Annotated in this window: 22 protein-coding genes; 19 read left to right on the top strand and 3 right to left on the bottom strand. The window is 61.3% G+C overall.

Annotated features, from left to right (window positions below; translation table 11 throughout):
- Window positions 1-155: 155 nt before the first annotated feature.
- The 3 genes from BJ985_RS03025 to BJ985_RS03015 all read right to left on the bottom strand — a co-directional run bounded on the left by BJ985_RS03025 (window position 156) and on the right by BJ985_RS03015 (window position 2,576).
- The gene (locus BJ985_RS03025; RefSeq protein WP_179386556.1) at window positions 156-665 is read right to left on the bottom strand and encodes a YbjN domain-containing protein; all 510 of its coding nucleotides are present in this window, start codon (window positions 663-665) and stop codon (window positions 156-158) included.
- Complete coding sequence (locus BJ985_RS03020; protein WP_179386555.1) at window positions 658-1,149, bottom strand: YbjN domain-containing protein; 492 nt, start codon at window positions 1,147-1,149, stop codon at window positions 658-660. The genes BJ985_RS03025 and BJ985_RS03020 overlap by 8 nt, the downstream gene beginning before the upstream one ends.
- Window positions 1,150-1,223: 74 nt before the next feature.
- Window positions 1,224-2,576, bottom strand: a complete 1,353-nt coding sequence (locus tag BJ985_RS03015; RefSeq protein WP_179386554.1) for a TIGR01777 family oxidoreductase — start codon at window positions 2,574-2,576, stop codon at window positions 1,224-1,226.
- A gap of 145 nt (window positions 2,577-2,721) precedes the next feature.
- Between BJ985_RS03015 and pyrR the strand changes: the two genes are divergently transcribed.
- The 19 genes from pyrR to BJ985_RS02920 all read left to right on the top strand — a co-directional run bounded on the left by pyrR (window position 2,722) and on the right by BJ985_RS02920 (window position 24,144).
- Window positions 2,722-3,330: a bifunctional pyr operon transcriptional regulator/uracil phosphoribosyltransferase PyrR gene (gene pyrR / locus BJ985_RS03010; RefSeq protein ID WP_179386553.1), complete on the top strand. Its 609-nt coding sequence runs from the start codon at window positions 2,722-2,724 to the stop codon at window positions 3,328-3,330.
- Window positions 3,331-3,332: 2 nt separating this feature from the next.
- Window positions 3,333-4,289, top strand: a complete 957-nt coding sequence (locus tag BJ985_RS03005) for an aspartate carbamoyltransferase catalytic subunit (RefSeq protein WP_179386552.1) — start codon at window positions 3,333-3,335, stop codon at window positions 4,287-4,289.
- A 34-nt stretch (window positions 4,290-4,323) separates the two neighbouring features.
- Window positions 4,324-5,661: a dihydroorotase gene (locus tag BJ985_RS03000; RefSeq protein WP_179386551.1), complete on the top strand. Its 1,338-nt coding sequence runs from the start codon at window positions 4,324-4,326 to the stop codon at window positions 5,659-5,661.
- Between the two features lie 23 nt (window positions 5,662-5,684).
- A complete protein-coding gene (gene carA, locus BJ985_RS02995; protein WP_179387569.1) occupies window positions 5,685-6,866 on the top strand; it encodes a glutamine-hydrolyzing carbamoyl-phosphate synthase small subunit in 1,182 nt (393 codons plus the stop codon).
- Window positions 6,867-6,891: 25 nt separating this feature from the next.
- Window positions 6,892-10,233 (top strand): carbamoyl-phosphate synthase large subunit, encoded by a 3,342-nt coding sequence (gene carB, locus BJ985_RS02990; RefSeq protein ID WP_179386550.1) that lies wholly within the window; start codon window positions 6,892-6,894, stop codon window positions 10,231-10,233.
- Window positions 10,217-11,056, top strand: a complete 840-nt coding sequence (pyrF, locus tag BJ985_RS02985; RefSeq protein WP_179386549.1) for an orotidine-5'-phosphate decarboxylase — start codon at window positions 10,217-10,219, stop codon at window positions 11,054-11,056. Before carB ends, pyrF begins: the two co-directional genes overlap by 17 nt.
- Window positions 11,057-11,315: 259 nt before the next feature.
- Window positions 11,316-11,636 carry an integration host factor, actinobacterial type gene (gene mihF / locus BJ985_RS02980; RefSeq protein ID WP_005328460.1) on the top strand — a complete coding sequence of 107 codons (321 nt, stop codon included), beginning with the start codon at window positions 11,316-11,318 and terminating at the stop codon, window positions 11,634-11,636.
- Between the two features lie 8 nt (window positions 11,637-11,644).
- The gene (gmk, locus tag BJ985_RS02975) at window positions 11,645-12,214 is read left to right on the top strand and encodes a guanylate kinase (RefSeq protein ID WP_179386548.1); all 570 of its coding nucleotides are present in this window, start codon (window positions 11,645-11,647) and stop codon (window positions 12,212-12,214) included.
- Between the two features lie 40 nt (window positions 12,215-12,254).
- A complete protein-coding gene (rpoZ, locus tag BJ985_RS02970) occupies window positions 12,255-12,557 on the top strand; it encodes a DNA-directed RNA polymerase subunit omega (protein WP_005324891.1) in 303 nt (100 codons plus the stop codon).
- A 129-nt stretch (window positions 12,558-12,686) separates the two neighbouring features.
- Entirely contained in the window at window positions 12,687-13,934 is a 1,248-nt protein-coding gene (gene coaBC / locus BJ985_RS02965; RefSeq protein ID WP_179386547.1) for a bifunctional phosphopantothenoylcysteine decarboxylase/phosphopantothenate--cysteine ligase CoaBC, read from the top strand.
- A gap of 109 nt (window positions 13,935-14,043) precedes the next feature.
- On the top strand, window positions 14,044-15,276 hold the full coding sequence (metK, locus tag BJ985_RS02960) for a methionine adenosyltransferase (RefSeq protein ID WP_179386546.1): 1,233 nt from the start codon (window positions 14,044-14,046) through the stop codon (window positions 15,274-15,276).
- 11 nt (window positions 15,277-15,287) lie between these two features.
- Window positions 15,288-17,327, top strand: a complete 2,040-nt coding sequence (locus tag BJ985_RS02955) for a primosomal protein N' (protein ID WP_179386545.1) — start codon at window positions 15,288-15,290, stop codon at window positions 17,325-17,327.
- Window positions 17,328-17,426: 99 nt separating this feature from the next.
- Window positions 17,427-17,939 carry a peptide deformylase gene (gene def / locus BJ985_RS02950; protein ID WP_150850277.1) on the top strand — a complete coding sequence of 171 codons (513 nt, stop codon included), beginning with the start codon at window positions 17,427-17,429 and terminating at the stop codon, window positions 17,937-17,939.
- Window positions 17,940-18,015: 76 nt separating this feature from the next.
- Entirely contained in the window at window positions 18,016-18,963 is a 948-nt protein-coding gene (fmt, locus tag BJ985_RS02945) for a methionyl-tRNA formyltransferase (protein ID WP_179386544.1), read from the top strand.
- Window positions 18,960-20,510, top strand: a complete 1,551-nt coding sequence (locus BJ985_RS02940; RefSeq protein WP_179386543.1) for an RsmB/NOP family class I SAM-dependent RNA methyltransferase — start codon at window positions 18,960-18,962, stop codon at window positions 20,508-20,510. The genes fmt and BJ985_RS02940 overlap by 4 nt, the downstream gene beginning before the upstream one ends.
- A gap of 19 nt (window positions 20,511-20,529) precedes the next feature.
- On the top strand, window positions 20,530-21,198 hold the full coding sequence (rpe, locus tag BJ985_RS02935; RefSeq protein ID WP_179386542.1) for a ribulose-phosphate 3-epimerase: 669 nt from the start codon (window positions 20,530-20,532) through the stop codon (window positions 21,196-21,198).
- Complete coding sequence (gene ribD / locus BJ985_RS02930; RefSeq protein WP_179386541.1) at window positions 21,198-22,220, top strand: bifunctional diaminohydroxyphosphoribosylaminopyrimidine deaminase/5-amino-6-(5-phosphoribosylamino)uracil reductase RibD; 1,023 nt, start codon at window positions 21,198-21,200, stop codon at window positions 22,218-22,220. The genes rpe and ribD overlap by 1 nt, the downstream gene beginning before the upstream one ends.
- A 35-nt stretch (window positions 22,221-22,255) precedes the next feature.
- Window positions 22,256-22,849 (top strand): riboflavin synthase, encoded by a 594-nt coding sequence (locus tag BJ985_RS02925; protein WP_179386540.1) that lies wholly within the window; start codon window positions 22,256-22,258, stop codon window positions 22,847-22,849.
- A gap of 32 nt (window positions 22,850-22,881) precedes the next feature.
- Window positions 22,882-24,144 (top strand): bifunctional 3,4-dihydroxy-2-butanone-4-phosphate synthase/GTP cyclohydrolase II, encoded by a 1,263-nt coding sequence (locus tag BJ985_RS02920; RefSeq protein WP_179386539.1) that lies wholly within the window; start codon window positions 22,882-22,884, stop codon window positions 24,142-24,144.
- Window positions 24,145-24,157 lie beyond the last annotated feature (13 nt).

The raw sequence follows: 24,157 nt of genomic DNA, 5'->3' as shown, positions 1-24,157 counted from the left end.
GGGCGGTATTTTCATGCCCAAGACAGTGCCTAACGACGCCCATCCTCGTGTCTCCATGTGCCCAGTATGGCCAAGGGCAAAAGAACTCTCCCCGTCACCCTTGCGCCGTTGTTAAGGCGGAAGGAGAAGGGGAGAGCAGTGAATTCTAGGGCGGCTTAGCTCTGCGGGGCGTCGCTTGCGGCGGCGTCGTCAGAGCCGGCGTTGGCTGCGGTCTCGGAACCCAGCTTGGCCATCTCTTCGGCGGCAGAAACCATGGCATCCTGGCCGCGGATGACGCCATCCACGGCGGACTTCAGGGCAGCCTGCAGCTGCTCATCGGTCATGCCGGCGGCGGCAGGGATATCGCGCTCGGTGCGCACCACGAGCATGTCATCGTGCTCCGAGATAACTGCGCGGGCGCCGAAGGCTACGGAGTTGATCTGGTTAGCCGCGAGGAAGAGGCCGGCATCGGCCTTGGAGTAGGCGGCGTCGGTAGGCACATCGCAGCGGACAATAACCACGGAATCGAGAACCGCGAACATGGTGGGCAGGCCGTTGAGGTTGGCGGTAGCTGCCTCAATATCGCTGTCCATCTTGGTCAATTCGATGTCGAAGGTACGCATGGCCTCGACAACGCGGTCTAGGGTGATCTCCGGCAGATTGTTTTCGGTAGAGGCATTAGTCATGGTTGTGCTCCTCCCAAGTCACGAGCTGTGGGTAGTGTTCTTCCACGAAGGCGAAGGACTGCAGCATAGAATCCAGCGTGGACATCACGAAGGCGCCGATCTGATTGCGGGACAAACCGTGGGCAATGTTGATCTCGCGCACGCCGGAGACGGCGAGGTTATTCTCGGCAGACTCAAAGAAACGCAGGGTCGGCGCGAAGTGCTGCTGGTTCCACTGGTTGAGCACCGTCAACAGGGTTGGGCCCTCAGAAGAAGGCACGTTGCCGCGCCAGACGGAATCCGCCACGAGCACATCATCTCGCACCTGCATGGCGATGGCGACGTTGGAGAAACCCGTGCGCAGGATCTGCACGGTTTCTTCCTCGCTCACTGGCTGCTCTTCGAGGCGGTATTCCAGGTTCTCAGATGCAAAGATCTCGCCGATGCGCTCGAGAGTTACGGGCTCTACCGGCGTATCGGGATACAGGGTTGGTTCTTCAGACACTTAAGTAGTCTCAATCCATGTACTAATCGGGGATAAAGGTCAACCTTTGCCAGTTTACCTAAGTTCCCATCCAGTTAGTGGGACTGCCATAGACGCTCGCCGCCAAGTTCGTGCGCGAGAGCAGTATCGATCGTGGGGTAGCGGAAAGTATGCCCGATGTTGTGTAGAACCGTAGGGCTTACGCGTTGTTGCGCCAAGGCCAACTCTTGGGCGCCTTCCTTGCCCAGCAAGATTGCGGGACCGAAGGGTGGAACGGGAAGCAATGCCGGACGGTGTAGCTCAGAGCCAAGGGCTTTGACGAAGTCCTTGTTGAGCACCGGGTTAGGCGAGGCCGCATTGACCGGGCGTTCCAGCGAATCGTCCACGATGGCGCGGAAATAGGCATCTGTCAGGTCATCGAGGGCAACCCAGCTGAACCAGAACTCACCGTCGCCGAAGGGGCCGCCTAGGCCGGTGGAGAAGAGGGCGCGCAGCAGTGGCAGGAGGCCGGAACCGCCTGACATGGCGATGCCGGTACGGATATTGACCACGCGGGTGCCCGCGGCGCGGGCGGGCTCGCAGGCGCGCTCCCAGTCGACTACCACGTCTGCCAAGAAGCCCTCGCCAGGTGCGGAGTCCTCGGTGAGGACCTCATCGCCGCGGTCGGATCCGTAGTAGCCCACGGCAGAGGCGCAAACCATGGTGTGGACGGAATCCGTGGTGCCCGCAAGACGGGCTAGGCGCTCGGTGGGGCCAACGCGGGAGTCGCGGATGGCGGCCTTGTGCTCGTCATTAAAGCGGCCGAAGATGGGCTCGCCTGCCAGGTGGACGAGGACGTCGACGCCGCGCAGGAGGTCGGGATCGGGGTGCTCCGGGCGCCAGGTGCGCTGGCCCTTGGAAGCCGTGCCGCGCACGAGCTGGATCACCGTGTGTCCGGCGGTGCGCAGTTGTGCGGTAAGCGCTGTACCCACGCTGCCGCGGGAGCCGGTCATGGCGATGGTTAGTGGTTGGGTGTTCAAGGAGGCGTCGGCAAGCCGCTGGAGAAAGGAAAAATCCTCAATGAGCTGGTGCTGCCGATAAGCAAAGACCGATTCCAGCGCCGCCGAAGGGATGCGGGTAGTAACTTCATCGCGAATGAGTGTGCCGTCCGGGTGATCCGCAAAGGTGTGATGGTGTTGCCATTTGGCAAATTTGCGAATGGGGGAGTTTACGCACACATCGGTGAACTCATAGCCCTTGCGGTACTGGGAAAGTTTATGCTGAGCGGTCCAGCGCAGGCCGCCCGGAAGGCCCAGGATGGAGGTGCCATCGCCGAGGTTCTCCGCTTGCTGGATGGGTTTCATGAAGGCATAGGGGGCGTTCAGGCGGGTTAAAGCGCCTTGGCGGGTATGCCATTGCCAGACCTGCTCGCGCGGGGCGGGGACTATGTGTTCGGCGGAAAAACTCACTGTGTGAAGTGCCTCCTTCTTTTCGCCCTCACCCAAATGGTGGGGAAGGTGCTAGAGTATTTTGTGTCTAAGAGCATAGACATTTTTGAGACCATCAACCGGCATCCTTTAAAGACCGCACCGTGAGGCGGGGAAGGAGGTCACGATGAGTGGAACTGACGCTACCGCGAACAAGCTAGAGCTTTTAAGCTCCGATGATGTTTCGCGTACCGTTGCACGCATCGCGCACCAGATCATTGAAAAAACGGCGCTCGATTCCGCGGACGCACCGCGGGTCATTCTGCTTGGCATTCCCTCTGGTGGCGTGCCACTTGCACAGCGCCTAGCGCACAAGATTGAAGAATTTTCCGGGGTCGCAGTCCCGTGGGGCTCCCTCGATATCACCCTCTATCGCGATGACCTGCTTGGTAAGCCGCATCGCGCGCTACAACCCACGACCATCCCCACCGGTGGCATCGATAACGCCACCGTTATTTTGGTCGACGATGTGCTGTATTCCGGCCGCACTATCCGCGCCGCCTTGGACGCGTTGAGTGACGTGGGCCGTCCGGACATTATTCAGCTGGCCGTCCTCGTAGATCGCGGCCACCGCGAGGTTCCTATCCGCGCCGATTATGTGGGAAAGAATCTGCCCACCGCGCGAGAAGAAGATGTCACCGTATACAACAGCGAGATTGACGGCCGGGATGCGGTCGTATTGACCCGAGCCGCCGCTTCAACCAATGCAGGTGGCTCCGAAACGGGGGAGGCATAACCATGAAGCACCTCATCGATATGGCAGAGCTGGACCGAAGCGAAATTATCGGTCTGATGGATGAAGCGGATCGCTTCCGCGAGGCCCTCGAAGGCCGCGAGGTAAAGAAGCTGCCGACCCTGCGGGGCCGGACCATCTATACCCTCTTTTATGAAAACTCCACCCGCACCCGCTCTTCCTTTGAAACGGCCGGCAAGTGGATGTCCGCGGACGTTATTAACCTGTCCGCCTCCACCTCCTCGGTAAAGAAGGGCGAGTCCCTGAAGGATACGGGCCTGACCTTGGCCGCCATCGGCGCCGATGCGATCATCATGCGCCACCCTTCCTCTGGTGCGCCCCAGCAGCTGGCTCAGTGGGTTGCGCCTAACGGCAAGGGACCTTCGGTGATCAACGCGGGCGACGGCGCGCACCAGCACCCAACGCAGGCGCTTCTCGACGCCGTCACGATGCGCCAGCGTCTGGGACTGCACAGCGACGAAGGCTTTGCCGGCCTGAAGGTAAAGATTGTGGGCGATTGCTTGCACTCGCGCGTCGTGCGCTCCAACGTAGATCTGCTTACCACTCTTGGTGCTGAGGTAACCCTCGTAGGCCCAGCCACCCTCATGCCCTTTGGGGTTGAGAACTGGCCGGTGCGCGTGTCCTATGACTTTGATGCGGAAATCGCAGACGCCGACGTCGTCATGATGCTGCGCGTACAGCAAGAGCGCATGAACGGCGGCTTCTTCCCCTCCCACCGCGAATACGCCAACCTCTTTGGCCTGTCCAAGGATCGCGCGGCGGCCATGCACAAGGACGCCATCGTCATGCACCCAGGCCCAATGCTGCGTGGCATGGAGATTAACTACGGCGTCGCAGATTTGGACAAAACTGCGGTCCTCCAGCAGGTGCACAACGGTGTACACGCCCGCATGGCGGTGCTGTTTACCCTGCTGACCAATGGCGAAAACGCCGGCATTTAAAACCGCGACCCACACTCAACTTTAGGGAGAGACAATGACTACTTACCCGGAAACCGGTCGCCTTTCCGCGCCGGCGGAATCCCCACTTGTGATTAAGAATGTGCGCCTGTACGGCGAAGGCGAGCCCACCGATGTCGTGGTCAAGGACGGCATCATCGCTGCCATCGGCAACACGGCAGAAGCCGAGGATGCACAGGTTATCGACGGCCAGGGCAATGTGCTCTTGCCGGGCCTGGTGGATATGCACGTCCACCTGCGCGAGCCCGGCCGCGAGGATACCGAGACCATCGAGACCGGCTCCAAGGCTGCCGCCAAGGGCGGTTTCACCGCCGTGTTCACCATGGCTAATACCAACCCGGTGACCGACCAGCCGATCATCGCTGAGTCCGTATGGGCCAAGTCCCAAGCACTGGCGCTGTGCGACGTCCACCCGGTGGGCTCCATTACCAAGGGCCTGGAAGGCAAGACCCTCACTGAGTTCGGCATGATGGCCCGCTCGGACGCCAAGGTCCGCATGTTCTCCGATGACGGCAAGTGCGTCCAAGATCCGCAGCTAATGCGTCGAGCTCTGGAATACGCCAAGGGCATGGACGTGCTGCTGGCGCAGCACGCCGAGGATGACCGCATGACCGGCGGTGCTTCCGCCCATGAAGGCGAGACCGCGGCCAAGCTCGGCCTGCGCGGGTGGCCGCGCGTGGCGGAGGAATCCATCGTGGCTCGCGACGCCCTATTGGCGCGCGACTACGGCAACCGCGTGCACATCTGCCATGCCTCGACGCAGGGCACCGTGGAGCTACTGAAGTGGGCAAAGGAGCAGGATATTCCGCTCACCGCCGAGGTAACCCCGCACCACCTATTGATGACCGATGACAAGCTGCGCACCTACGATGGCCTCTTCCGCGTCAACCCGCCGCTGCGCGAACAGCGCGATACCGAGGCCCTGCGCGAGGCACTGCTTAACGGCACCATCGACTGTGTTGCCACCGACCACGCCCCGCACGGCTCCGAAGACAAGTGCGTGGAGTTTGAAAATGCCCGCCCTGGCATGTTGGGACTGGAATCTTCCCTGGCCGTCATCGCCAAGATCTTCGTCGAAACCGGCCTGGCCGATTGGCGCTTTGTTGCCCGCGTCATGTCCGAGCGCCCCGCGGAAATCACCCGCCTGCCGGGCCATGGCCGCCCCATCGCAGAGGGCGAGCCAGCCAACTTGACCATTGTGGACCCGGACCACCACTGGGTTTCTGATTCCTCGAAGCTGGCCTCCAAGTCCGAAAACAACCCTTACGCTGGCGAAGAATTTGGCGCCCGCGTTACCCACACCATTTTGCGAGGTGCCGTCACTTTTGACTTGGCAGCCTCCGAAGAAGACTAACCTTGCACACTGAGACCACCTATATGGCAGAGAAAGGCCACGACGTGACTGATAGAACCCCAGCAATCCTCGTTCTCGCGGACGGGCGCACCTTCCGCGGTTATGGCTTTGGCGCCACCGGCACCACCTTGGGCGAGGCCGTATTCACCACGGCGATGACCGGCTACCAGGAGACCATGACGGACCCGTCTTACCACCGCCAGATTGTGGTTTCCGCAGCGCCGCACATTGGCAATACCGGTTGGAACGACGAGGACAATGAGTCCCACGGCAACCACATCTGGGTTGCGGGCCTCGTCATCCGCGACCTCGCGCAGCGCGTATCCAACTGGCGCGCGGAGCGCAGCCTGAGCGAGGAGATGGAAAAGCAGGGTGTCATCGGCATCCGCGGCATCGATACCCGCACCTTGGTACGCCACCTGCGCAACTACGGCTCCATTGCCGCCGGCCTGTTCTCCGGCGAAGCTGCACAGCGCCCGGTAGAGGAGTTGCTCAAGGAAGTTAAGTCCCAGGACTCCATGGAAGGCGCCGACCTCGCCGCGGAGGTATCTACTGACGAGCCCTACACGGTTGAGGCCGTAGGGGAGAAGAAGTACACCGTCGTTGCCTTCGATATGGGTGTGAAGACCGCAACCCCGCGCCACTTTTCTCAGCGCGGCATCGAAACCGTCGTCGTGCCCGCGAATACCTCCTTTGACAAGGTGAAGTCTTATAACCCGGATGGCGTCTTCGTCTCCAACGGCCCGGGCGACCCGGCTACCGCCGATGAAATGGTGGGCATCATCAAGCAGGTGCTCGAAGCCAAGATTCCGTTCTTCGGCATTTGCTTTGGCAACCAGCTCCTGGGCCGCGCGCTGGGCCTGGACACCTACAAGATGAAGTTCGGCCACCGTGGCATCAACGTGCCGGTGCGCAATAACGTGACCGGCAAGATCGACATCACCTCCCAGAACCACGGTTTCGCGCTGAAGGCGCCGGAAGGCTATGACCTCAACAGCGACGACGCCGAGTTCGCCACCGACTTCGGCCCAGCGCAGGTCACTCACATCTGCCTGAATGACGACACTGTAGAGGGCGTGGCATTGCGCAACGGCATGGCCTACTCCGTGCAGTACCACCCAGAATCCGCGGCGGGCCCGCACGATGCCAACCCGCTTTTTGATCAGTTTGAAGAACTGATGGCTAACCACACCCCAAATAAGTAGACAACCAGGAAAAGGAAGAATAACTATGCCAAAGCGCAACGACATCAACCACGTCCTGGTCATCGGCTCCGGCCCGATCGTCATCGGCCAGGCTTGCGAGTTCGACTACTCCGGTACCCAGGCCTGCCGCGTTCTCAAGGAGGAGGGCCTGCGCGTAACGCTGGTCAACTCCAACCCGGCCACCATCATGACCGACCCTGAGTTTGCGGACCACACCTACGTGGAGCCCATTGAGCCGGAATACATCGAAAAGATTCTGGTCAAGGAGCGCGAAGAGGCACACCCCATCGACGCCGTGCTGGCTACCCTGGGCGGCCAGACCGCGCTGAACGCTGCAGTTCAGCTTGACCGCCAAGGAATTCTGGACAAGTACGGCATCGAGCTCATCGGCGCCGATATTGACGCCATCGAGCGCGGCGAGGACCGCCAGAAGTTCAAGGACATCGTCGCCTCCATCGGCGGCGAGTCCGCCCGCTCCGCTGTGTGCCACAACATGGATGAGGTCCACGAGACCGTCGACAAGCTCGGCCTGCCCGTCGTTGTCCGTCCTTCCTTCACCATGGGTGGTTTGGGCTCCGGTCTGGCCTTCAATAATGAGGACCTGGACCGCATCGCCGGCGGCGGCTTGGCTGCATCCCCTGAGGCCAACGTGCTCATTGAGGAATCCATCCTGGGCTGGAAGGAATACGAGCTCGAGCTCATGCGCGATGGCGATGACAACGTCGTGGTTGTCGCCTCCATCGAAAACGTCGATGCCCTGGGCGTGCACACCGGCGATTCCGTCACCGTCGCCCCGGCGCTGACGCTTACTGACCGTGAGTTCCAGAAGATGCGTGACTTGGGTATTGCCATCATCCGCGAGGTCGGCGTCGATACTGGCGGCTGTAATATCCAGTTCGCGGTTAACCCGGAAGACGGCCGCATCATCGTCATCGAGATGAACCCGCGCGTGTCCCGTTCCTCCGCGCTGGCATCCAAAGCCACCGGTTTCCCGATTGCTAAGCTGGCGGCCAAGCTCGCCATTGGCTACACCTTGGACGAGGTGCAAAACGACATCACCGGCGAGACCAAGGCAGCCTTCGAGCCGACCCTGGACTACGTCATTGTCAAGGCCCCACGCTTTGCCTTTGAGAAGTTCCCGGGCGCCGATGACACCCTGACCACTACCATGAAGTCCGTGGGCGAAGCCATGGGCATCGGCCGTAACTACATCGCGGGCCTGAACAAGGTCATGCGTTCTTTGGAAAACAAGCCCAATGGCTTCTGGACCAAGCCGGATGAGTACTTCGCGGGCGAGCGTGCTACTGACCTGCAGGCCGTGCTCAAGGATCTGGAGCGCCCGACCGAGGGCCGCATGTACGACATCGAGCTGGCCCTTCGCCTTGGCGCTTCTATCGACGAGGTCCACGAAGCTTCCGGCGTTGACCCCTGGTTCATCGCTGAGCTGGCCACGTTGGTGGCCTTCCGCCAGGAGCTTATCGACGCCCCAGTGCTCACCGAGGAGCTGCTGCGCGAGGCCAAGGTCTTTGGGCTTTCCGACGCCCAGATTGCCGCCCTTCGCCCCGAATTCAATGGCGAGGATGGCGTACGCAGTCTGCGCTGGCGCATGGGTATTCGCCCCGTGTACAAGACCGTAGATACCTGTGCCGGCGAGTTCGAGGCCCAGACCCCGTACCACTACAGCTCCTATGAGCTCGACCCGGATGCCGAGACCGAGGTTCGCCCGGCACCGGAAGGCTCTAAGGGCAAGGTCATCATTTTGGGCTCTGGCCCTAATCGCATCGGTCAAGGCATCGAGTTTGACTACTCCTGCGTTCACGCGGCCCTCGAGCTTTCGGAGCAGGGCTATGAGACCGTCATGGTCAACTGCAACCCGGAGACCGTCTCCACCGACTATGACACCGCAGACCGCCTCTACTTCGAACCACTGACCTTTGAGGACGTCATGGAGGTCTACCACGCGGAGGCCGCTTCCGGTGACGTTGCTGGCGTGATTGTCCAGCTGGGTGGCCAGACTCCGCTGGGCCTCGCTGCCCGCCTGGAAGAGGCAGGCGTTCCGGTTGTGGGCACCAGCCCTGCAGCAATCGACTCCGCCGAGGACCGCGGCGAATTCGGCAAGGTCCTTGACGGGGCGGAACTGGCAGCACCGGAATACGGCACCGCCACCTCTTTCGCAGAGGCCCGCGAGGTTGCTTCCTCCATCGGCTACCCAGTACTGGTTCGTCCGTCCTACGTGCTGGGCGGCCGCGGCATGGAAATCGTCTACGACGAAAAGGCGCTGGAAGACTATATCGAGCGTGCCACCGAGCTGTCTCCGGACCACCCGGTTCTGGTAGACCGCTTCCTGGACTCCGCCATCGAGATTGACGTTGATGCCCTGTGCGACGGCAACGAGGTCTACTTGGGCGGCGTCATGGAGCATATCGAGGAGGCTGGCATTCACTCCGGCGACTCCTCCTGTGCGCTGCCACCGATGACCCTTGGACCAGAAGACATTGAAAAGGTCCGCAGGTCCACCCGCTTGCTCGCCGAGGGCATTGGCGTCAAGGGCCTGATGAATGTCCAGTTCGCCTTGAAGGATGACATCCTCTACGTCATTGAGGCCAACCCACGTGCTTCCCGTACCGTCCCGTTCGTCTCCAAGGCCACCGGCGTACCACTGGCTAAGGCAGCCTCTCGCGTCATGATGGGCTCGAGCATCGCGGATCTGCGCGCCGAAGGCATGATTCCTTCCGAATATGATGGTGGTTCTTTGCCGCTGGAGCACCCGATTGCCGTCAAGGAAGCAGTCTTGCCATTCAACCGCTTCCGCCGCCCCGATGGCAGCCTGCTCGACACGCTGCTCTCGCCAGAGATGAAGTCCACCGGTGAGGTCATGGGCTTGGCTACCAACTTTGGCGCGGCCTATGCCAAGGGCGAAATCGCGGCCTTTGCCGTGCCGCCCACGGAGGGCACCGTCTTCGTTTCCGTTGCCAACCGCGACAAGCGCACCTTGATCTTCCCGATTCAGCGCCTGGCCAACATGGGCTACAACATCGTCGCTACCGCCGGCACTGCCCAGATGCTGCGCCGCAACGGTATCGAGTGCGAGGTTGCCGCCAAGGTCTCTGAGGCCAAGGAAGGCGAAGAGTCCATCGTGGATAAGATTTTCAACGGCGAGATCGACTGGATTCTCAATACCCCGGCCGGCTCCGCCGGTGCCCGCCACGACGGCTACGATATCCGTGCCGCCGCCGTGCACATGGAAATCCCGCTGGTGACCACCGTGCAGGGTGTAACCGCGGCTGTCCAGGGCATCGAAGCGATGCGCATTGGCAACCTCCAGGTACGCGCACTCCAGGAGCTTGAGCATGGCCCACAGAACTAAAGGATTTGGCGAGCGGCTAGAAGAGGCCGGTCAGGAGCGGGGACGCCTGTGCGTCGGCATCGACCCTCACCCATATCTCTTGGACAAGTGGGGGCTGGAGCCTACCGCTGACGGTCTGCGGACCTTTAGCCTGCGCTGCGTTGAAGCCTTTAGCGATACCGCCGCCTTGGTAAAGCCACAGGTTGCTTTCTTTGAGCGCTTTGGCTCCCAGGGCTTTGCAGTCCTCGAAGACGTTCTGGCTGCCCTGCGCGAAGCGGGGTGCCTGACTGTTGCCGATGCCAAGCGCGGCGATATTGGCTCCACCATGGCCGGCTACGCAGATGCGTGGCTTAGCGATAGCTCGCCGCTGCGCGCAGACTCTGTGACCGTGTCGCCCTATCTAGGTGTCGGTGCACTCGGGCCGGTATTCACCAAGGCCGAAGAAACCGGCCGCGGTGTATTCGTCCTGGCGGCTACCTCCAACCCGGAGGCGCGTGCCATCCAATCGGTCCCGGTGGGCGAGGAGAGCACTATCGCTCAGGGCGTCGTCGATGAATGCGCCGCGTTCAATGTCGAGGCGCAGAAGGCTAACAAGCCTGGCGATGTCGGCGTAGTCGTCGGCGCGACGTTGGACAACCCGCCGCGCCTCGATGCGCTCAATGGCCCGGTTCTTCTGCCCGGTGTTGGCGCTCAGGGCGCAGGCCCAGAGCAGGTGCACGGCATTGTTTCTGCTCGTCCATCGCTGGGATTCGCCAATGTGTCTCGAGCAGTGCTGGAGCAAGGTCCTGACGTCGCTGACCTGCGCAAAGCAGTTGCTCAGGTGGCAGCGGAGTTCCGGGACTAAAAGGGGCGGCGTGGCTGATTAACGGCCGCGCCGTTTACCTGGTACTTTGTTTAAGGTATGTGCGGTGACGTGCTAAAATAGGCGTGCTTTTGGACCCGTTAATCGTCACCGTTCAATGAGCAGTGCTAGGATTGCCAGAAGTCGGTTTGCTCGAAGGTTATTGATGACTTTCCGCGGTGTATAAACTGCGTTAGGCAGCCGTAATCTGGTACCAAGTACTAGACGTAACAGAATCAATCTAATGAATCGGAGGAAACCCGTGGCCCTTCCAAAGTTGACTGATGAGCAGCGCAAGGAAGCTCTCGCAAAGGCCGCTGAGGCCCGCAAGGCTCGCGCCGAGCTCAAGGCTGCGCTCAAGCGCGGCGAGACCGACCTGAAGGACGTGCTCGAAAAGGCTGAGACCGATGAGATCATCGGCAAGACCAAGGTTTCTGCACTCCTCGAGGCTCTGCCGAAGGTTGGCAAGGTCAAGGCTAAGGAAATCATGGAGGACCTGGAGATTGCTCAGACCCGCCGTCTGCGCGGCCTGGGTGAGCGTCAGCGTCGTGCTCTCCTCGAGCGTTTCGGCTACGGCGAATAGTCACAACCATGGCTGACGCAACTGCACGCGGGCGCCTCGTCGTATTGGCGGGGCCTTCCGCAGTGGGAAAATCCACCGTAGTTTCGCGTCTGCGCAGTGACGTCGAGGGGCTGTACTTCAGCGTGTCTATGACCACGCGCCAGCCCCGCCCCGGGGAGCAGGACGGTGTCGACTACTTCTTCGTCACCCCAGAAGCCTTCCAGCAGCGAATCGATGCCGGGGAGATGCTCGAATGGGCTGATATCCACGGCGGATTGCAGCGCTCTGGAACGCCCGCCCAGCCGGTAGAGGAAGCTTTGGCCGCTGGCCGCCCAGTACTTGTTGAGGTTGACCTCGCGGGTGCTCGGAGTGTTAAGAAAGCGCTGCCGGAGGCAGACCTGGTCTTTTTGGCACCCCCGTCATGGGAGGTACTTGTGGAGCGGCTCACCGGCCGCGGTACCGAGCCGCAAGACGTCATTGACCGTAGGTTGCAAACTGCGCATGAGGAACTAGCCGCACAGGACGAGTTCGATCACGTCGTTGTGAACGAGGATCTGGACGAGGCAGTATCTGCCATTAGTGATATCCTGCGGGCATAGACCTCCTTTTTGACCATCTTCAATCAATGTAAAGGTGCATGTGACTAACGTGACCACCCCTTCTAACACTGAAGCCGCAAAGGCGGAACCAGTATTTGATGATCCGATCGGCATTACTGATCCCCCGATCGATGAGCTTTTGGACAAGGTTTCCTCTAAGTACGCTTTGGTCATCTTTGCCGCTAAGCGCGCACGCCAGATCAATAGCTACTACCAAGAGCAGGATGAAGGTGTCTTCGAGTTCGTAGGCCCGCTGGTTACCCCAGAGCCAGGCGAAAAGCCTTTGTCCATCGCATTGCGCGAGATTGATGCTGGCCTGCTTGACCACGAGGAAGGTAAGTAGCTAGCACAAAGCGTGTAATAGCTTTAAGGCTCCACGTGCCGCCACAGACGTGTATCCCCGGTTTGGGGTGCACCTCTTGGTCGCGGCGGGTGGAGCCTTTCTCTATGTCGGCAGGTACCATCGTGCGGTGTGACTGATAAAGATACCTCTCGCAATATTGTTCTGGGCGTCGCTGGCGGCATCGCTGCCTACAAGGCGTGCCACCTTGTGCGCAATCTCAAGGAAGCGGGCGATGATGTCCGCGTTGTCCCGACGGAAAGTGCACTGAACTTCGTGGGCGCGGCTACGTTTGAGGCTCTATCTGGCCATCCTGTCTCCACGAGCGTGTTTGAGGCCGTGGATGAGGTGCAGCACGTCAACGTAGGACAGCATGCGGATGCAGTGGTCATTGCGCCTGCCACCGCAGACCTTATCGCGCGCTTGGCCGCAGGCCGTGCAGACGATTTGCTCACGGCCACCGTATTGGTCGCGACGTGCCCGGTTATTGTGGCCCCGGCCATGCACACTGAGATGTGGCATAACCCCGCTACGCAGGACAACGTGGCTACTTTGCGACGTCGCGGTATCACCGTCATCGAGCCCGCCCACGGCCGCCTAACCGGCAAAGATTCTGGCCCGGGTCGTTTGCCGGAGCCGGAACAGATTGCGGAGATTGTCCGTACTGAAATGGCGGGCTACCGAGTGCAACACACCTGGCAGGGCAAGAAGGTCGTCATATCAGCCGGCGGTACCCAGGAAGAGCTGGACCCGGTCCGATACTTAGGCAATCGCTCTTCCGGCAGGCAGGGATTCGCGCTCGCGGAATGGGCCGCCCAGATGGGGGCCAAGGTCACCCTCGTGGCGGGTAATACCGCCCAGCTTCCTGTACCAAGTGGCGCGAAACTCCGGCACATTGTCTCCACCCGTGAGTTGGAGGATGCCATGCGCGAGGAGTCCCGCAACGCGGACGTGGTGATCATGGCCGCCGCGGTTTCTGACTTCCGTCCCGCGGAGGTCGCCGAGTCAAAGATGAAGAAGGGGCAGGCAGACGATGCGCTCTCGACGCTCCATCTGGTGGAAAACCCCGATGTACTCAAAGGGCTCGTCGCTGCGCGCGAGCGCTCGGAAATCCCTGCCGAATGCGTAATTGTAGGGTTCGCCGCCGAAACTGGCGATGCCCAGAAGTCCGCCTTGGACTATGCCCAGGAAAAGTTTGCGCGTAAGGGCTGCGACGTGCTCATGGCCAATGAGGTCGGGCGCGGAAAAACCTTTGGTCAAAAGTCCAATGAAGGGTGGATTTTACGTCCGGATTGCGCGCCACAACGTGTGGAGCATGGCTCGAAGCAGGTTGTCGCCGCTCAGATTCTTTTGGCTGTGAATGAAATGTTTCAGGTGTAGACAACTAAAATTGCGTTTATAGACCGCTTGGTCTAGGATTGCGAGGTATTAGGCTTGGGCGTAGAAAACCCACAGCATCGAATCAACAGTGAGAGCGAAGGAAGTTTTTGTGACTGATAACGCTGCAGTGGCAACTCGTCTTTTTACCAGCGAGTCCGTGACAGAAGGCCATCCCGATAAGATTTGTGACGCCATTTCTGACGCCATCCTTGATGCCCTGCTGGAAAAGGACCCAGCATCCCGCGTCGCCGTCGAGACGTTGGTAACCACCGGCCAGGTCCACGTGGTGGGCGAGGTTCGCACCGAGGCATACGTAGAAATCCCGGCGCTGGTGCGCGACACCCTTAAGTCCATCGGCTTTACTTCTTCCGAAGTCGGCTTTGATGGCAACACTTGCGGTGTGAATATCGCCATCGGCGAGCAGTCCCAGGAAATTGGCGCCGGAGTGGACAACTCCACTGAGGCCCGCGCCCATGACGAGGACTATGACGCCGAAAACGATACCGCCGGTGCCGGCGACCAGGGCCTGATGTTCGGCTACGCCTCCAATGAGACTGCTGAGTACATGCCACTGCCCATCGCTTTGGCGCACCGCCTGTCCCGCCGCCTGACGCAGGTACGCAAGGAAGGCATCGTCGATCACCTCCGACCGGATGGCAAGACCCAGGTGACCTTTGCCTACACCGATGACAATGAGCCGTCCCACCTGGATACCGTGGTGATTTCCACGCAGCACGATGCCGAGGTCGATAGCGCTTGGTTGGAAGGCCCCTTGCGCAGCAAGGTCCTTGAATGGGTTATCAAGGACGCCGGCTTGGAGAAGTACTACACCGAAGACACGACCTTGTTGGTCAACCCTTCCGGTTCCTTCATCCTTGGCGGACCGATGGGAGATGCCGGACTTACCGGCCGCAAGATCATCGTCGATACTTACGGCGGTATGGCTCGCCACGGCGGCGGCGCGTTCTCTGGCAAGGACCCGAGCAAGGTGGACCGTTCCGCTGCTTATGCCATGCGCTGGGTGGCTAAGAATATCGTCGCCGCGGGCTTGGCAGATCGCGCTGAAGTCCAGGTGGCTTATGCAATCGGCCGCGCAAAGCCGGTGGGTCTGTACGTGGAGACCTTCGGTACCGCTAAGGAAGGCCTGAGTGATGCGAATATCCAGGCTGCGGTGAATCAGGTATTTGACCTGCGCCCGGCCGCTATCATTCGCGAGCTCGACCTGTTGCGCCCCATCTATGCGCAAACTGCCGCCTACGGTCACTTTGGCCGCACCGACGTTGAGCTGCCGTGGGAGCAGTTGAACCGAGTGGAAGCATTGCGTGCTGCCGCTGGTCTGTAGAATCGAGGCCTATGCCTAAGAAAACACCCGCCACCCGGAAGCCGGTTGCGCGGGTGTTGCCTCTTTTGGGGGTTGCGCACCTAGACCGGGGATTTGATTACCTCGTAGAAGAGGCAGACTCAGAAGAAGTCCAACCGGGGATTAAGGTGCGCATCCGCTTCAATGGGCGCTTGGTGGATGCGATTGTTTTAGAACGCCGGCATGACTCCGAATTTGGCGGCAACCTGCGCTTTATCGAGCGCATTATCTCACCCTTCCAGGTTTATCCGCCGCAGTTGGCCCGGCTTGTCGACGCCCTGGCAGACCGCTACGGCGGCGTGCGCTCAGACATTATTCGCTCCGCCATCCCGCCGCGGCACGCCAAGGCGGAGGAATCCGACCTAGAAACCCCGTGGGAGGAGCTCGGCACCACGAGCGAGCCCGACCTATCAGGATGGTCGGCCTATCAACATGGCGAGGCTTTCGTTGACTCGATTCTGGGTGGCAAGCTCGCCCGTGCCGCCTGGCAAATCGCCCCGGGCGATGATTGGGCACATGCGCTGGCTGCCCTCGCTGCCAAAGTGGCGCTTGGCGGAGGGGGAGTTCTCCTCGTCGCCCCGGACCAGAAGAGCGTCGATGCTGTAGAGGCCGCGCTGCGACAGGTACTTGGGGCAAAGCAGATAACGGTGCTGACTAATAGCATGGGCCCGCAGGCGCGCTACCGCCGTTATCTCTCCGCGCTAGTGGGCCAAGCCCGCGTGGTCATTGGCACCAGGTCCGCTGCCTTTGCCCCAGTCAAAGACCTGCAACTGGCGGTGATCCTTGATGACGGCAATGATAATTTGGTCGACAACCTCAAGCCCTATGTCCATGCGAGGGAAGTGCTCACCACCCGCTCAGCTTTCGAAGGCTGCAGCATGGTTTTGGCCAACCACTCGCGGACGGCGGAGACACAGCTGCTCGTGGAATCAGGATGGGCGCACGATGTGGTGGCCAAAGAGCAAACCATAACGGCGCGGTGCCCGGCTATCGAGGCGGTGGGGTCGTCCGGTCTGTCTATCGCCCGTGACCTCCACGGCGGCACCACCAAAGTACAAGCGCAGGCCTTCCAAGCCGCCCACCAGGCGCTGGATAGGGGAGAGCCGGTGCTGGTGCAGGTACCGCGCAAGGGCTATGCGCCCATTTTGGCCTGTGGCCAGTGCCGAGCGCCGGCTCGCTGCCGGCGTTGCAATGGGCCATTGGGGCTGCCGCCCAAGGGGGCGTCGGCAAGCGCGGGCTCGGACGAAGCGGGAATGCCTACCTGCCGCTGGTGTGGTCGCATTGAGGCACGGCATCGGTGCACCGAATGCGGGTCCCCACGCCTGCGAGCCATCGTGTTGGGCTCGGAGCGCACTGCGGAAGAAATGGGCCGGGCGTTTCCCAATACGCGGGTGGTGGTCTCGGGCGGAAACAAGGTGCTCGATGCGGTGGACAATGCGCCGGCGCTGGTCATTGCCACCCCTGGCGCTGAACCGACAGTAAAAGATGGTGCCTATGGCGCGGCGTTGCTCTTGGATGCCGGAGCATTGCTCAACCGGCAAGACCTGCGTGCCACGGAGGACACCCTAGCGAAGTGGGCGCAGGCGGCTACCTTGGTGCAGCCGCATTTCAAGGGTGGTCGAGTAATCCTGGCCGCCGATGAGTCGCTCACCGTAGTCCAGCATTTCCTGCGTTGGGATATGGTGGGCGCGGCCGCGGCAGAGCTTGCTGCCCGGCGCGAAGTGCGCTTCCCACCCGCGGTGCATTTTGCTGCCATCGACGGTGCGGATGCATCCCTAGATGGCTTTGCCGAGCTTGTGGATCTTCCAGACCACGCGGAGGTATTAGGCCCAGTTCCCCTTCCGCCGGGGCAGAGCCTGCCTGGTGACTACGATAGCCAGCGTTTTGGCCCACCGCAGCGGTTGGTCGTGCGCACCCCGCTGGGGCCGCGTTCCCAATTGGGGCGGACTTTACGCAGCGCCAATGCGTCGCGCAGCGCCCGCAAGGATGACCTGCCGTTGCGCATCGTGGTTGACCCCATCCACGTGGGTTAGCCATATCGGGGCCATCGGTGCTCATGCGCTAATCTCGACGGAGGAAGCCGTCACCGCTGGCCGGCTTGGTCTCGGTGCCATGAGAAAGGTGTGATTGCCATGTCCCTTCGAGAGCTGCGTATCTACGGCGACCCAGTCTTGGGCAGCCGCGCGGAGGAAATTAGTAAATTTGATGCCGGTCTGCGCGCTCTGGCGAGCGATATGCTCGAGACCATGGATAAAGCCGGGGGAGTTGGGCTAGCGGCTAATCAGGTAGGGATTTTGCAGCGAATCTTCGTCTATGACTGCTCGCATACCCAATCTGGGCTGCGTGGGGCGATTGTTAACCCGGCCTGGACTCCGGTGGGGGAGCAGCAGCAAACAGGTCCGGAAGGATGCCTATCCATTCCGGGAATTAGCGCGGAAACCACGCGGTTCAACCAGGTTTTTGTGTCTGGCCAGGATATTGAGGGGCGCCCTGTGTCCATGGTGGCCTCAGGACTGATGGCTCGGTGCATCCAGCATGAGACCGACCACCTCGATGGGGTGCTCTTCCTACAACGCCTAGAGGCGCCAGTGCGCAAGGAGGCCATGCGCGCCATCCGTGAATCCGAGTGGTTTAACGCCTCGTAGCCCACTCGCTGTGGCGGCAGCGTTGCGGCGTTGTAGCCTAGTATTTTGAACGATATTAAGAGGAGAGTTTCCCCGCATGCGGATCATTTTTGCCGGTACCCCTGAGCCAGCCGTTGTGGCCTTGGAAAAGCTGCTTGCCTCGTCGCACGAGGTGGTGGCCGTAATTACTCGCCCAGATGCGAAGAAGGGCCGCGGCCGCACTCTTCACCCGAGCCCAGTGAAGGCGCTCGCCCAAGAACATGGCATTGAAGTATTGACCCCGACCACCCTGCGCCCTGACTCGGAGGACGGTCAGGCGCTGCGCTCCCGCTTAAAGGAATTGCAACCAGAGGCGATTCCGGTGGTGGCCTACGGCAATCTGGTGACTAAGGACTTGCTGGAACTACCACAGCATGGCTGGGTAAACCTGCACTTTTCCTTGCTTCCGGCATGGCGCGGTGCTGCACCAGTGCAGGCTGCCATTGCCGCAGGCGATGACGTGACCGGCGCATCAACCTTCCGCATCGAAGAGGGCCTGGATACGGGCCCGGTGCTCGGCACCGTGACGGAGGAGATTAAAGGCACCGATACTGCCGATGACCTGTTGACGCGCCTTGCCTATTCCGGCGGCGATCTGCTCGTGGCCACCATGGATGGCCTAGCGGCGGGACAGCTGGAGGCGCAACCACAGCAGGGGGAGGCTACCTATGCGCCGAAAATCTCTACCGCGCAGGCACGCGTGGAGTGGTCACAGCCTGGCTTCGCTATCGATCGGCACATTCGCGCACACACGCCTGGGCCGGGTGCATGGACCATGTGGGACGAGGCCCGCGTGAAGATTGGACCGGTCAGCCTAAAAGATGAGGCGGCGGTTCCGCAGGCACTAGAACCAGGGCAGCTGCACATTGCCAAGAACGCCGTGTTCATCGGTACCGGTACGCAGCCAGTCCAGCTGGGTAAAATCCAGCCTCCCGGAAAGAAGATGATGAATGCGGCCGATTGGGCCCGCGGACTAGGCAAGGATGCCGAGGTGAAGTTTCAATGAGCGGTGGTTTCCGTTCCCGCAGCAAGTCCGGGGATAAGTCCCCGGAGGGTAAGCCGCAGGACTCCCACAAATCCACTGGTGCGAAGGGCCGAGATGGCCGCCCGCAACGGCAGCAGCGTGGCGGCCGCGGTGGGCAGCATAGGGGCCGGCAGGCTGCTAAGGGCCAGCGTCCCGGCAAGCGCCAGGAAGGCGGTCTGATTCAGGCCGCGCTGGCCGCGGGCGTGGATGCGCCGCGTGCGGTCGCTTACGACGTGGTGCGCAGGGTAAGCGAGGACGATGCCTTCGCTAACCTCATTCTGCCCAAGGCACTGCGCAAGCAAAAGCTCAAGGGGCGCGATGCCGCCTTCGCCACCGAAATCACCTACGGCACGCTGCGCACCCTTGGCGTAGTTGATGCCGTCATCGCAGAGTGCTCTTCGCGCGGCCTCGAGGCCATTTCCCCCGCCGTGGTTGATGCCTTGCGCCTGGGCGCCTATCAAGTTCTTTATACCCGCGTGGAGCCACACGCGGCGGTTGATACCACCGTTCGCTTGGTGGAAGCCGCCGGTGAAGTCAAGGCCAAGGGCTTTGCTAATGGCATCATGCGCACCATTACCCGGACGCCAGCTAAGACCTGGCTGGACAAGCTCGCCCCGCAGGGGGAAATCGCCTGCATCGCCTTTAAGCATGCCCACCCCACCTGGATTGCGGAATCGTTTAGCCGCGTGTTGGGCCTTGGGGAGTTGGAGGCTGCCCTGGCGGCGGATTCGGATCGACCTTCGGTGCATCTGGTGGCGCGCCCCGGGGAAATCTCGGCCGAGGAATTGGCCCTGATGACCGGTAATGAGGAGGGGCGCTATTCCCCTTATGCGGTGTACATGGAATCCGGTGACCCCGGCCAATTGGAACCCGTGCGCCAAGGATTGGCGGCCGTGCAGGATGAGGGCTCGCAGCTGATTGCTCGCGCGGTATGCGAGGCGCCCCTCGAGGGCGAGGACACCGGCCGGTGGCTGGATCTCTGCGCCGGTCCCGGCGGAAAGGCGGCCTTGATGGGGGCGCTTGCCCGCATCGACTCCGCGCATGTTGATGCAGTGGAGGTATCTCCGCACCGAGCGGCGCTGATTGAAAAGACGGTGAGCGACTTGCCCGTAGACGTTCGTGTGGCAGATGGCCGAAATCCCGGCGTGGGAGAGGGCTTTGACCGCGTGCTTGTCGACGCCCCTTGTTCCGGCCTTGGCGCGCTCCGTCGCCGCCCAGAGGCGCGGTGGCGCAAGTCGGAGGCCGATATTGCTGAGCTCAACCAGCTGCAATTCGAGCTCTTGTCTTCCGCATTAAACCTGGTGCGTCCAGGTGGTGTGGTTATCTACTCCACGTGTTCGCCAGATCTGCGCGAAACCCGGGGCATCGTTGACCGCGCCGTGCGCGAACTCGGCGCCGAAGAACTCGATGCACATGCTCTCATTCCTGATATGGGCGATGTGGGCCATGAGAAATCCGTGCAGATGTGGCCGCATCGGCACGGTACCGACGCCATGTTCTTTGCGGCGCTTCGCCGCGCAGCCGACTAATCGCGATAGACTGGTGGGCATGTCCGCACCGATCATTTCCCCTTCCATCCTGGCTGCCGATTTTTCTCGCTTGGGCGAGGAACTAGCGGCGATTGATACCGCAGACTGGGTCCATGTGGACATTATGGATGGGCACTTTGTGCCCAACCTGTCCTTCGGCCCAGATATCACGGCCACGGTCCATCGCAGCACCGATAAGCCACTAGATGTCCACCTCATGATCGAGGAACCCGAAAAGTGGGTGGAGACCTATGCCAAGGCGGGCGCACATACGATTATCTTCCACGTGGAGGCCGTCGTCGATGACCAGGCGGCAGTGGACTTGGCCCAGCGCATCCGCGATTTGGGCGTGCGTGCGGCCTTTTCCATCAAGCCAGACACCGCCATCGCGCCGTGGTTGGATAAGCTGCACCATTTCGATGAGGTGCTCGTGATGTCTGTGGAGCCTGGCTTCGGTGGGCAAAAGTTCATGCCGGAAATGCTGGAGAAGGTCCGTAAGTTGCGCCGCAGCATTGATGAGCAGGGCCTTGATACCGTCATCGAGATCGATGGCGGCATTTCACGCGAGACCATCGGGGCAGCCGCCGAGGCGGGTTGCGATGCTTTCGTGGCAGGCTCAGCCGTATTCAAATCGGATGATCCCGCCGGCGTCGTGAAGCAGCTGCGTGATCTGGCGGATGGTGCTTAATGGGCGCGGAGCTACAAGACAGCAACATCTCCGCGGCGCTATTGCGCGCAATGGCCGCCGGTGCTGAGGTCCGCGGAACCACGAGCCCTAACCCACCCGTTGGCGCGGTCATCGTGTCCTCAGCCGGGGAAATTGTGGGCGTCGGCGCCACCCAGCCCGTAGGAGGTGCGCATGCCGAGGTCATGGCGTTGCGTGAGGCCGGAGATAAGGCGCGCGGCGCCACGGCCGTGGTCACCTTGGAACCCTGCGCGCACACCGGTCGCACGGGTCCCTGCGTGCAGGCGCTTATCGATGCCGGCGTGGCTCGCGTGTACTACCTCCACGCCGATCCCACCCCGCAGGCTGCGGGTGGAGCAGAAGTACTGGCGGGGGCTGGAGTGGACGTCGCCAAGCTAGAAAAGCCCCCGCACGCCGAGGATGCCTTGGTACCATGGTTATTTGCCGTGCGCACCCAACGACCCCACGTCACCTTGAAGTTCGCACAAACGCTGGACGGTTTTACGGCCGCGGCCGATGGAACCAGCCAATGGATTACGGGCGAGGAGGCGCGCGACTGGGTGCATGCCGATAGGGCGCACCGCGATGCCATCGTGGTAGGCACCGGCACGGCGCTGGCTGATAATCCCTCGCTCACCGCGCGCTTTAGCGACGGCAGCTTGCGCGCGCACCAACCACGCCGGGTGGTCATTGGCAAGCGTGATTTGGAATCGGCGGGCGATGCAGCAAGCCACCTGCGCGAGCTAGGGTACGAGCAGTACGACAGCATCGAAGAAGCTCTCTACGAGCTCTACGCCACCGGTGCCCGCGACGTCCTCGTGGAAGGAGGAGCAGGCCTAGCCAGTAGCTTCCTGAAGGCCGATTTGGTGGATGCCATCTCTGCCTATATCGCGCCACTTTTGCTGGGCGAGGGCCGCGGCGTGCTCGCGCACCCCGTGACCCAGACGCTGGCAGAAGCCACCCGTTTCCGCCGGGTGGGAATGAAGGCGCTGGGTGATGACGTTCTCATTGAATACGTGCGCTAGGCGCTGGACAAAGCAGTGAGCGAGAAAGGTTGGACGTGTTTACTGGGCTAGTACAAGAGTTGGGCACCGTGGAGGCAATGGAACCGCATGCAGACGCGCTGCGTTTGAGCATTCGTGCCCCGCGTACCGTTGCGGAGGCCGCACTGGGTGATTCCATTGCCATTAACGGCGTATGCCTTACCGTGGCGGATCTGTCGGCCGATACTTTTTGTGCGGATGTGATGCAGGAGTCCCTTGACCGCACCGCCCTGGGGCGCCTTGCCGAGGGCGATCCGGTCAATGTAGAGCCGGCGCTGCTTCCCACCACCCGGCTGGGTGGGCACATCATGCAAGGCCACGTGGACGGCACCGCTACGCTGCAGAGCCGAACTAGCTCCGAGAACTGGGATGTGCTGCGGTTTAGCTTGCCGTCCGAGCTTGCCCGGTACGTCGTGGAAAAGGGGTCCATTGCCGTGAGCGGCACCTCGCTGACCGTGAGCGCCGTGGGCCCAGACTGGTTCGAGGTATCCCTTATCCCCACCACACTGCGCGATACCATCCACGGCGCCTTGCCGGTGGGAGGAGAGGTAAACCTCGAGGTGGATGTGCTGGCCAAGTATGTAGAAAAGATGCTTCACCCCGAAGCTTAACCCCCTGAGGCTAAGGACTAGACTGCTACCTTATGAGCGCGAGTGATAATTCCATCCGTCTAGATTCCATCGACCAGGCCATCGCGGATATCGCCGCTGGTAAGCCGGTTGTTGTCATCGATGATGAGGATCGCGAAAATGAAGGCGATCTGATTTTCGCCGCGGAGCTAGCCACCCCGGAACTCGTGGCCTTCATGGTGCGCTATTCCTCTGGATATATCTGCGCCCCCTTATTACCAGAAGATTGCACCCGCCTGAACCTACCCCCAATGCTGGCGGTCAACCAGGATGTACGTGGCACCGCCTATACGGTGACCGTGGACGCAGCAACGGGCAGTACCGGTATTTCTGCAACCTCGCGCGCAGAAACCATCCGCCGCCTGGCAGACCCCGCGACCACTCCAGGAGAGTTCACCCGCCCAGGTCACGTCGTGCCGCTGTGTGCCCGCCCAAGCGGCGTTCTGGAGCGGGACGGACATACTGAGGCCTCCATTGATCTGGCCCGCTTGGCGGGCCTGCGCCCGGCCGGTGTGCTGTGCGAGATCGTCTCTGAGGATGACCCCACGGATATGGCGCGCTCGCCAGAGTTGCGTCGCTTTGCCGATACGCATGGGCTCTCCATGATCTCTATCGCGCAGCTCATCGAGTGGCGCCGCCATAATGAAACCCAAGTCACCCGCCAGGTAACCACTGAGCTGCCCACCGAATACGGTCACTTCACTGCTATTGGTTACCGCCATGAGGTAGACGGGCAGGAGCACGTTGCGTTGGTTGCAGGGGATCCCGCCCAACTGCGCGGCGCACGCGACGTCATGGTGCGCGTCCATTCCGAATGCCTAACCGGTGATGCCTTTAGCTCACGGCGCTGCGATTGCGGGCCCCAACTCCATGAGTCCATGCGCCTTATCAGCCAGGAAGGCCGCGGCGTGGTCATCTACCTACGCGGTCAAGAGGGCCGTGGCATCGGACTTCTGCATAAGTTGGAGGCCTACCGCCTGCAGGATTCGGGCATGGACACCGTCGATGCCAACCTAGAGCAGGGACTGCCCGAGGACGCCCGGGAGTATTCCGTGGCCGGGCAGATCCTTCGCGATCTCGGCATCGAATCCGCAAACCTTTTGACCAATAATCCGCATAAGGGCGAAGGTCTGAGCGGCTTTGGTGTGGATGCCAGCCACCACACGCCGCTGGCCACCCCAGCACACGCGGATAATATTGAATACTTGCGTACTAAGCGCGACCGCATGGGACACGACCTTCCGCAGGTTGCCCAGTGGGACGCCGAACATAAATAAATCTTTGACGTGC

This window comes from Corynebacterium tuberculostearicum, assembly GCF_013408445.1.
GTDB lineage: Bacteria > Actinomycetota > Actinomycetes > Mycobacteriales > Mycobacteriaceae > Corynebacterium > Corynebacterium tuberculostearicum.
The sequence above is the reverse complement of the archived record's forward strand: the minus strand, read 5'-3'. Positions and strand labels throughout refer to the sequence as shown.

Excerpts from the sequence above, each read along its gene's own strand:
- BJ985_RS03025 (WP_179386556.1), bottom strand. The coding sequence starts at position 665 with ATGACTAATGCCTCTACCGAAAACAATCTGCCGGAGATCACCCTAGAC.
- pyrR (WP_179386553.1), top strand. The coding sequence starts at position 2,722 with ATGAGTGGAACTGACGCTACCGCGAACAAGCTAGAGCTTTTAAGCTCC.
- BJ985_RS03005 (WP_179386552.1), top strand. The coding sequence starts at position 3,333 with ATGAAGCACCTCATCGATATGGCAGAGCTGGACCGAAGCGAAATTATC.
- BJ985_RS03000 (WP_179386551.1), top strand. The coding sequence starts at position 4,324 with ATGACTACTTACCCGGAAACCGGTCGCCTTTCCGCGCCGGCGGAATCC.
- carA (WP_179387569.1), top strand. The coding sequence starts at position 5,685 with ATGGCAGAGAAAGGCCACGACGTGACTGATAGAACCCCAGCAATCCTC.
- carB (WP_179386550.1), top strand. The coding sequence starts at position 6,892 with ATGCCAAAGCGCAACGACATCAACCACGTCCTGGTCATCGGCTCCGGC.
- pyrF (WP_179386549.1), top strand. The coding sequence starts at position 10,217 with ATGGCCCACAGAACTAAAGGATTTGGCGAGCGGCTAGAAGAGGCCGGT.
- gmk (WP_179386548.1), top strand. The coding sequence starts at position 11,645 with ATGGCTGACGCAACTGCACGCGGGCGCCTCGTCGTATTGGCGGGGCCT.
- BJ985_RS02955 (WP_179386545.1), top strand. The coding sequence starts at position 15,288 with ATGCCTAAGAAAACACCCGCCACCCGGAAGCCGGTTGCGCGGGTGTTG.
- def (WP_150850277.1), top strand. The coding sequence starts at position 17,427 with ATGTCCCTTCGAGAGCTGCGTATCTACGGCGACCCAGTCTTGGGCAGC.
- fmt (WP_179386544.1), top strand. The coding sequence starts at position 18,016 with ATGCGGATCATTTTTGCCGGTACCCCTGAGCCAGCCGTTGTGGCCTTG.
- BJ985_RS02940 (WP_179386543.1), top strand. The coding sequence starts at position 18,960 with ATGAGCGGTGGTTTCCGTTCCCGCAGCAAGTCCGGGGATAAGTCCCCG.
- rpe (WP_179386542.1), top strand. The coding sequence starts at position 20,530 with ATGTCCGCACCGATCATTTCCCCTTCCATCCTGGCTGCCGATTTTTCT.
- ribD (WP_179386541.1), top strand. The coding sequence starts at position 21,198 with ATGGGCGCGGAGCTACAAGACAGCAACATCTCCGCGGCGCTATTGCGC.
- BJ985_RS02920 (WP_179386539.1), top strand. The coding sequence starts at position 22,882 with ATGAGCGCGAGTGATAATTCCATCCGTCTAGATTCCATCGACCAGGCC.